This window comes from Bergeriella denitrificans NBRC 102155, from assembly GCF_001592185.1.
GTDB classification, from domain to species: Bacteria; Pseudomonadota; Gammaproteobacteria; order Burkholderiales; family Neisseriaceae; genus Neisseria; species Neisseria denitrificans.
Map to the genome: position 1 here is coordinate 1 of NZ_BCWL01000137.1, position 5,911 is coordinate 5,911.

At 57.9% G+C, this 5,911-nt stretch carries 4 protein-coding genes; 2 read left to right on the forward strand and 2 right to left on the reverse strand.

The features are described from left to right. Positions 1-101 precede the first annotated feature (101 nt). Positions 102-1,355: a mechanosensitive ion channel family protein gene (locus tag BDE01S_RS07615; RefSeq protein WP_066079664.1), complete on the reverse strand. Its 1,254-nt coding sequence runs from the start codon at positions 1,353-1,355 to the stop codon at positions 102-104. A 227-nt stretch (positions 1,356-1,582) separates the two neighbouring features. On the opposite strand from BDE01S_RS07615, the gene BDE01S_RS07620 reads away from it, so the two are divergent. Beyond that, the gene (locus tag BDE01S_RS07620) at positions 1,583-1,795 is read left to right on the forward strand and encodes a heavy-metal-associated domain-containing protein (RefSeq protein WP_066079667.1); all 213 of its coding nucleotides are present in this window, start codon (positions 1,583-1,585) and stop codon (positions 1,793-1,795) included. A gap of 215 nt (positions 1,796-2,010) precedes the next feature. Next, positions 2,011-4,176: a heavy metal translocating P-type ATPase gene (locus tag BDE01S_RS07625; protein WP_066079670.1), complete on the forward strand. Its 2,166-nt coding sequence runs from the start codon at positions 2,011-2,013 to the stop codon at positions 4,174-4,176. A gap of 275 nt (positions 4,177-4,451) precedes the next feature. On the opposite strand, the gene BDE01S_RS07630 is transcribed toward BDE01S_RS07625, so the two are convergent. Beyond that, entirely contained in the window at positions 4,452-5,765 is a 1,314-nt protein-coding gene (locus BDE01S_RS07630; RefSeq protein WP_066079673.1) for a replication-associated recombination protein A, read from the reverse strand. Positions 5,766-5,911: the final 146 nt, after the last annotated feature.

Here is a 5,911-nt window from a genome sequence, read left to right on the forward strand (position 1 = left end):
GCATACTCTCCAAAAAAAGCCGTCTGAAAAATTATTTTTCAGACGGCTTTTTTCAACAGCAGCAGGATCCGGTTTCCACACCCTGCTTTTCAAACACCCAATCAATCTTGCGGCGCGCGCGAGGCGGCCATGGCGCTGAAGTCGTGTCCGGTCGGATTTTGGAACACGCGCAGGCCGAATTCGCCGATGACGGCAAACACATGGTCGAAAATGTCCGACTGGATGGCTTCGTATTCGCCCCAGGCCACCGTATTGGTAAAGCAATAAATCTCCAGCGGAATACCGTTGCCCGCGCCCTCAATCTGCCGCACCAGCAAAGTCATGTCTTTACGGATACGCGGATGGTTTTCCAGATAACGCTGCAAATAAGCGCGGAACGTGCCGAGGTTGGTCAGATGGCGGCCGTTCAAACGGCTTTCGTTGTCGATGGCGTATTCCCGGTTGAACGCTTCGATTTCCTGCTTGCGTTCGCTCAAATACGCCCCCAAAAGTTTGCTTTGCGCCAGCTGTTCAATCTCCGCATCGCTTAAAAAATGGACACTGGTACTGTCGATATACACCGGACGCTTAATCCGCCGCCCGCCCGACTCACTCATCGCCTGCCAGTTTTTAAACGAATCGGAAATCAGCGCGTAAGTCGGAATGGTGGTTACCGTATTATCCCAGTTATTCACCTTCACCGTCGTCAGGCCGATATCGATAACCGAGCCGTCGGCATTGTATTTCGGCATTTCCAGCCAGTCGCCGATATTCAGCATCCGGTTGGCCGAAAGCTGGATACCCGCCACCAAGCCCAAAATCGGGTCTTTAAACACCAGCATCAACACCGCCGTCATCGCACCCAGACCGCTCAGCAGAAACAGCGGCGACTTATTCAGCAGCATCGATACAATCAAAATCCCCACACCGATGGCGATAATCAGCTTAGCCGTCTGCATCAGCCCGCGCATCGGAAAATGCCGGGCGATATTGCGGCGGAAGAAATACGTTTCCACCGTACCGAGCAGGGAAAACAGCGTCAGCATACCGAAAATCAGCGTCGCCGCATTTGCCAACGCCAACAAAGCCTCCTGCAGCGAGCCGGGTTCCAGCCAAAACGACAACTGCCGCGACAACACGATACCCTGAACGGTAAACGCCAGATTCCGAAACAGCGATTTTTCCGCCAACACCTGCAAAAACAAAATTTTAGAAGCCCGCAGCTTCGCATCCAATATACGGAACAGCACAAAGTGCAAAACAAAATGCAAAACCGCCGCCGTCAGCGCAATCAAAGCAGCGATGGTCAGCGTGACCATCCATTCGCCGTGCGGCAAACCGTATTGCTGCAGCATCGAAACCAAATAATCGTGCACATTTCCTCCTTATCGTGTTTGAACAATCGTGTTTGAACACCGGAACGGGCACATACCCGTCCGCAGTTAAAAAAAGCATTCTGCCATCACAGACAGAATGCCCGGTAAAGATTTTACGGACAAGCCCCGCCGCAAGTCAAACCCAATCCAGACGCCGCACTTGACCTTACCCCCCGGTTAAGGTTTATAGTAAGCCGGATACCGAACCGACCCACGAAAGGAACATCATGGCAAACATCACCTTAAACATCAGCGGCATGACCTGCGGCGGCTGCGTCAAAAGCGTGACCCGTATTCTGGAAGGCGTGGAAGGCGTTGCCAAAGCCGAAGTCAGCCTGGAGCAAAACACCGCCGTTGTCGAATACGACGAAGCGCAGACCACCCCCGCCGCCCTGATTGAAGCGGTGGAAGACGGCGGCTTCGACGCAGCCGAAGCGTGATACGGCCGCAAAAACCAAACCCGGATACCAAGCGGTTTTAGCGCGACAAAACCGGTTTGCCGTTTTTTTCAGACGGCCTATAAAAACTTCTCTGCCGTCATTAGCTACGCAAGTCCGCTGCGTATTTAAAACTTTTTGGCAAAAATCTTGGCTTTTTTGACGCTCACAAAAATCCCAGGCCGTCTGAAAACCCTCCATTCGAAAGAACGTACACCATGCAGCAGAAAGTCCGTTTCCAAATCGAAGGCATGACCTGCCAAGCCTGCGCCAGCCGCATCGAAAAAGTCTTAAACAAAAAAGCATTCGTAGAAAACGCAGGCGTCAACTTCGCCGGCGAAGAAGCGCAGGTTACCTTTGACGACAGCCAAACCAGCGTCGCCGACCTAATCAAAATCATCGAGAAAACCGGCTTCGGCGCGAAAGAAAAAACCGATCCGCTACCCGCCGCCGATGACGGTGCCGTACACATAGGCTGGCGTTTGTGGCTGCTGCTCGCCATCAATATCCCGTTTCTGATCGGCATGACGGGCATGATGATCGGGCGGCACGATTGGATGATACCCGCCGTGTGGCAGTTTGCGCTGGCCAGCATCGTGCAGCTTTGGCTCGCCGTGCCCTTCTACAAAAGCGCGTGGGCAAGCATCAAAGGCGGGCTGGCCAACATGGATGTATTGGTCACCATCGGCACGGCGGCGATTTACCTCTATTCGGCTTACATGATGTTCCACCACCGCAGCATGGCGCACGACGGCATGGCGCACGTTTACTTTGAAGCGGGCGTGATGGTGGTCGGTTTCGTTTCACTGGGCAAATTTTTAGAACGCCGCGCCAAAAAATCCAGCCTCAACAGCCTTTCGCTGATGTTGAAACTCACGCCCCCGCAGGCCACCGTGCAACGCGAAGGCGCATGGGTGCCCCTGCCCCTCGACCAAATCCGGATTGGCGACTTAATCCGCGCCAACCACGGCGAACGCATCGCCGCCGACGGTACCGTCGAAAGCGGCAGCGGCTGGGCGGACGAAAGCCACCTCACCGGCGAATCCAACCCCGAAATCAAACAGGCCGGCAGCAAAGTGCTGGCAGGCGCGCTGATGACCGACGGCAGCATTACCTACCGTGCGCAGCAGCTCGGCAGCCGTACCCTGCTCGGCGACATGATGAACGCGCTTTCCGAAGCCCAAGGCAGCAAAGCACCGATTGCACGGATTGCCGACAAAGCGGCGGCAGTGTTCGTGCCCGTGGTAGTCGGCATCGCCATTTTGGCCTTCGCGCTCACCTGGTTCATCAAAAGCGATTGGACCACCGCACTCATGCACGCCGTAGCCGTATTGGTCATCGCCTGCCCCTGCGCGCTCGGCCTGGCCACGCCCGCCGCAATCATGGTCGGCATGGGCAAAGCGGTGAAACACGGCATCTGGTTCAAAGACGCCGCCTCGATGGAAGCCGCCGCACACGTCAACACCGTCATCCTCGACAAAACCGGCACGCTCACCGAAGGCCGCCCGCAAGTGGCCGCCGTCTATCTTGCGCCTGAAAGCGGTTACAGCGAAGACGACTTATACCGCATCGCCGCCGCCGTCGAACAAAACGCCGCCCACCCGATTGCCCGCGCCATCGTTGCCGCCGCACGCGCACGCATGCTCAGCCTGCCCGAAACCTCAGGCGCGCAAACCGCCGTCGGCGCCGGCATTACCGCCGATATCGAAGGCATCGGCGCGGTCAAAGTCGGCAAAGCCGATTACGCAGGCTTGACCCTCCCCGCCGGTTTGGGCGAAGTATGGCGCATCGCCACCATCGTCGCCGTATCGGCGGACAACCGCCCCGTCGGCGCATTCGCACTGGCCGACACCCTCAAAGCCGACAGCAAAAAAGCCATAGGCCGTCTGAAAGCGCACGGCATCGAAGTGTATGTCATGAGCGGCGACCACCCGGGCACGGTCGACTACACCGCCGCCCAACTGGGCATAGACCGCGCCTTCGGCAACATGAGCCCGCGCGACAAAGCCGCCGAAGTGCAAAAACTGAAAGCCGCCGGCAAAGTCGTCGCCATGGTGGGCGACGGCATCAACGATACCCCCGCGCTGGCCGCCGCCGACGTCAGCTTCGCCATGAAAGGCGGCGCCGACATCGCCGAACACACCGCCTCCGCCACCCTGATGCAGCATTCCGTCAACCAATTTGCCGACGCGCTGCTGATTGCGCGCGCCACCCTGAAAAACATCAAGCAAAACCTGTTTTTCGCCTTTTTCTACAATATTTTGGGCATCCCGCTCGCCGCACTCGGCTTCCTCAGCCCCGTGATTGCGGGCGCGGCGATGGCCGCCAGCTCCATCTCCGTATTAACCAACGCCCTGCGCCTGAAACGGGTGAAAGTCGATTGAGCCGAAGCGCAGACAAGAAAAAAAGCCGTCTGAAAATCCCAATTACTGAGCGTAGTCGAAATATTCAGACGGCTTGTTTCTTTCAAGGCGGCGTAGGGCGGGCATCCTTGCCCGCCGCTCATTCGCAGAATGAGAAAAACCTTGGCATTTAAGCGTTATTCTTTACCTTGCGGCAAAGCGGCGGGCACGGATGCCCGCTCTACGGCTACTGCCGTAACAAAGCCGTCTGAATACTGCGACTGCGCTCAGTAGCCGGAATTTTCAGACGGCTTTTTTTACTCTTTTCCACGCCCCGCTTCATCATCCAGCGATTTCAACCAAGCCAGTTTTTCGCCGATTTTGATTTCCAGCCCGCGCGGTACGGGGCGGTAAAAGTCCGGCTCGTCCACGCCGTCGGGCATATAGCTTTCGCCGGCGGCGTAGGCGTGCGGTTCGTCGTGGGCGTAGCGGTATGCGCGGCCGTAGCCCAGCTCTTTCATCAGCTTGGTCGGGGCGTTTCGCAGGTGTACGGGTACTTCGTCGCTGGCGTGGGCTTTCACAAATTGGCGCATTTGGTTGTAGGCGTTGTAACCGGCGTTGGATTTGGCGGCGGCGGCGAGATAGAGCACGGCCTGCGCCAAAGCCAATTCGCCTTCTGGCGAACCCAGCCGCTCGTAGGTGGCGGCGGCTTCGTTGGCCATCTGCAGGGCGCGCGGGTCGGCCAGGCCGATGTCTTCCCAGGCCATGCGGATGATGCGGCGGGCGAGATAGCGCGGGTCGGCGCCGCCGTCGAGCATGCGGCAAAACCAATACAGCGCGGCATTGGGGTGGGAGCCGCGCACGGATTTGTGCAGCGCGGAGATTTGGTTGTAGAAACTTTCGCCGCCTTTGTCGAAGCGGCGGATTTGCGCGCCCAGGCTTTCTGCCAAAAAGGCGCTGTCCAGGGTTTGGATGCCGCGCGTGGCGGCGGCGCGCAGCAGCTGCTCGGATAAATTCAGCATCCGCCGCGCATCGCCGTCGGCGGTGTGTATCAGCAGCGTTTGGGCGGCTTCGTCTATGCTGAAACCCCGGTATTCGGGCTGCGCCAATACTTTGTCGGCCAGGCGGCGCATATCGTCTTCTGAAAGCGGCTGCAATACATATACTTGCGCGCGGCTGAGCAGGGCGGGGTTGACTTCGAACGACGGGTTTTCGGTGGTCGCGCCGATAAAGGTCAGCAGCCCGCTTTCTACATGCGGTAAAAATGCGTCTTGCTGCGCTTTGTTGAAGCGGTGCACTTCATCGACAAATAAAATCGTCGCCCGCCCCTGCTGCAGGGCGGCTTCGGCTTTCAATATGGCTTCGCGGATGTCTTTCACGCCGGAAAATACCGCCGATACGGGCAGAAACTGGGCGTTGAAGCTCTGCGCCAAAATCCGCGCCAGCGTGGTTTTGCCCACGCCCGGCGGCCCCCAGAGCAGCATGGAATGGGGCTTGCCGCCCTCCACCGCCACGCGCAGCGGCTTGCCGGCGCCGATAAGGTGCTGCTGGCCGATCACTTCGTCAAGCGATTGCGGGCGCAGGCGCTCGGCCAGGGGCGCGTCGGGTTGGCGGGAAAATAAATCGGACATGGTCGGGCTTTCGTGTATGCGGTTCGGCCGTCTGAAAAATGCGGCGGCAGATGCAGATTATAACCGAATCATTCCTATCATTTCATTCCCATCATTCATAGCCTTGCGGTATAATATGCGGGTTTTCCCGGCCTCGCGCACGCTAT